The sequence below is a fragment of the Pseudoalteromonas sp. G5_S1_14_S5 genome, from assembly GCF_054968605.1.
Genome location: NZ_JBQKUM010000159.1, coordinates 1 through 2,732, shown reverse-complemented (window position 1 = coordinate 2,732; position 2,732 = coordinate 1). Strand labels below are relative to the sequence as shown.

General features: G+C 36.4%; 4 protein-coding genes. All 4 read right to left on the bottom strand.

All coding sequences use genetic code 11. From position 1 onward, the window contains the following. Positions 1 to 121: 121 nt before the first annotated feature. Entirely contained in the window at positions 122 to 817 is a 696-nt protein-coding gene (locus ACTRWI_RS22230; RefSeq protein ID WP_499133871.1) for a hypothetical protein, read from the bottom strand. Beyond that, positions 818 to 1,255, bottom strand: coding sequence for a hypothetical protein (locus ACTRWI_RS22225; protein ID WP_499133870.1), 438 nt, complete (start codon positions 1,253 to 1,255; stop codon positions 818 to 820). Between the two features lie 9 nt (positions 1,256 to 1,264). After that, on the bottom strand, positions 1,265 to 2,143 hold the full coding sequence (locus ACTRWI_RS22220; protein ID WP_499133869.1) for a ParA family protein: 879 nt from the start codon (positions 2,141 to 2,143) through the stop codon (positions 1,265 to 1,267). Positions 2,144 to 2,348: 205 nt separating this feature from the next. Further along, positions 2,349 to 2,732: hypothetical protein (locus ACTRWI_RS22215; RefSeq protein WP_499133868.1), on the bottom strand; the 384-nt coding region annotated here is incomplete at its 5' end.

The window sequence follows — 2,732 nt, the reverse complement described above, 5'->3', positions numbered from 1 at the left end:
AATTAAGGTGTGAGCCACGCTACTGCTGCACTCAATTTGAACACCGTAAACACTGAACCTGACCCAAACCCAAAATGCCAAGCGTGGGGAATCACTCTTAAATTGTTTGTTAAACGGCAAATTAGTGCCTATTTAGATGATCCTTTCTTGATTTAGACATTCCTTTTATAAAAATTTGACGAGATTTAACGGGGACATTTACCCAGTCTTCATCCGAAATCATTATAAGCATCAATATATTGATTATATCAATAAGCATTACAAAATCATTTATAGCTTCTTCTGCAATTATTGGGTTAAAACATTTTTCAGTCAAACAACTAGATGAATGCCAAACACCGGGTTTTTGCCCATGAACTATTGCAGATATTTTGCTATAAAATTCCTCTATATCTTTCTTGAAACCTGTATGCTGAGCCTTGTCTTTGAAGCCTATCGAATGAAGGTTGTGATAATCTAAAATTTCTTTTTTTGAAATGTAATATGAACTATCTTCAGATAAAGTCCTTAACTCGACTAAATGATCTTTGAAATAACTAAAGTAGAGAAAACTCTCAACTATTGTTCTTAGTGATGAAGCAGAAGCTTTGTAAATACCAAGTGATAACAAACAAAAAAAATCTTGGGAAGATACTTGAGCCTCCCTAATAAAGGGAAGTGCTGTATTTCCCATATATAAATTTTCGATTTGTTTACACCAAAGAGTTAACTTAACCTGGGATTCTTCAGCTTTTTCATACAGTTCTGAGCTACTATTAGCGACACTTAGATTATTAACCCAATCTATTTTTTTAATTTGTTCTAATATTCTGCTCAATTATGTATCCCTACTTAATATGTGCTCTAAATAGTCGTCATTATTCAGTCGATGTAACAGTTCTGAGAAAAAACCAGGATCGGTATGCTTTATAGTTAATTCAAGCATAGACCTCATCGTTGTGCGCCTCTCCCTTAAGTAATCACTTAACCCAGGCAACATATCCGACAATATTTCTAGATATTTATCTTTGGTTATACGCTTACTTCTCATAAGTGCAATAGCGTAATCAATTTCAGAACTATCTGTATCTTCATCTTGATTAGAGTACATGGCACTCCCCACAAGGTTTTGTAGGTTATAGGCTAACTCGCGGACAAAATCATCTTTGCCCATCATGGATTCGCACACTTCCATCAACTCTTTTGGGTTTAGATCGGAAGATAGAAGTGATGATGATAAAATCCTTGCCGCTTTCACCTTAGTACTTTTTCTCATGTTTCTTCCTTAAGCATAAATTTTGTTGAGTAATTCAGTTGCTATGCTGCTCATATTGAAATATGCCTTTTGGCTATAAGCCTTATTCAGCTTCCAAACATAACCATCACCATTAACCAACCCTGTATATGCAGTGTACTTTTTCATCGTTTGAGTTAAACACTTTGAACCGAAACGCTCATGATCTCGAATCTCTTTCTCAATAACCAAATCTGACTTTGGCGTATGATTAAATAGTATATGCATTTTGGGCTTGCTTTTCTTAAATTCAGGAGAATTAACAAAATTAACCATCAAACCTACCCCCCTAGATGCATAGTTATGCGGGGTAATCGGAACCAAGATGTGATCTGATGACTTGATCGCTGTTTTTGTAAACAAGGAGCCAGCAGGGTGACAGTCAATTACTATCAAATCATAAGTGTCGCGAGCTTCAATCATAAAGTTTTCAAACCGCTTTTCCATCGTAGTCAAAGCTTGACCAGAGCGCCCCAAAGCCAAATACATTAATTCAAGAGTAGAAGGAAGAATGTCAAATTGTCTTTCATTCTCAATATCTTTATATAATGTCGTCACAACGTCTTTTAAACACGGAGGCTTTGTAGTATCTGGCTTCTGGATATTAAACAGGTCCAAACCTGATTGTTCTTCAACCAGCACTGACAATACGTTTTTTCGCTCGCGCTCTGTGCGCTCGAAATCTTCTACGCTTAAGAATGCTTGAGATAAATTGAATTGAGGATCATAGTCAATAACGAGGACTTTTTTTACATTCTCATTAATTGAGTGATGGGCAACAATCGAACTAAGGTGCATGGAAACAGTTGTTTTTCCGACCCCTCCTTTCATGTTCATAATTGTTAATACTTTACATTTTTTTGGCATCATGGAACCTCACTCAAAATTTTTCGTATTATATAACAGTAACTTCTCGCTATCTATTCTTTCAAAAGCGACAAAATCTATAATTGCCGTTTAACGCCTTGTTAAGGTGTGAGGCACGCAATACATAAGCCTCCCCATACCACCTTAAGCACTAAACCTAACGCATGGTAAAAATGCCACGCGTGCCGAATCAATCTTGAACAATTTGTTAGTTTTCCGCTTCCACGAAGTTCAAGAGATCTTTGTAATTATTTACAACAATATCGACGGAATTGTCGTCGTGATAAACTCGATAGAGCTTTCCGTTTTCGCCATCATTAACATTGATAAAGTATGGATCTCCAGACCCACATAAGCAGCTACCAACGGCTATATATCCAGACTTAACAACGTTGATACCCGGATAACAATGACTAGTTTCATCTTCAATTTCAGAGCGTGTAAATATCTTAAAGTCTGCCCCTAACTCTGACAAATCAAAGTCATCTGGGATTTCAAATGTTTTATTACCCAAATCGTTCTGGGATACAAAATCCAACCAATAATCAGGAATATTCATCACTGTAAACTCCAAAAGAAAACTAACGCCGCA

What these genes read in the sequence shown, in the direction of transcription:
- ACTRWI_RS22225 (WP_499133870.1), bottom strand. Translation starts at nt 1,255, where the DNA reads ATGAGAAAAAGTACTAAGGTGAAAGCGGCAAGGATTTTATCATCATCA.
- ACTRWI_RS22220 (WP_499133869.1), bottom strand. Translation starts at nt 2,143, where the DNA reads ATGATGCCAAAAAAATGTAAAGTATTAACAATTATGAACATGAAAGGA.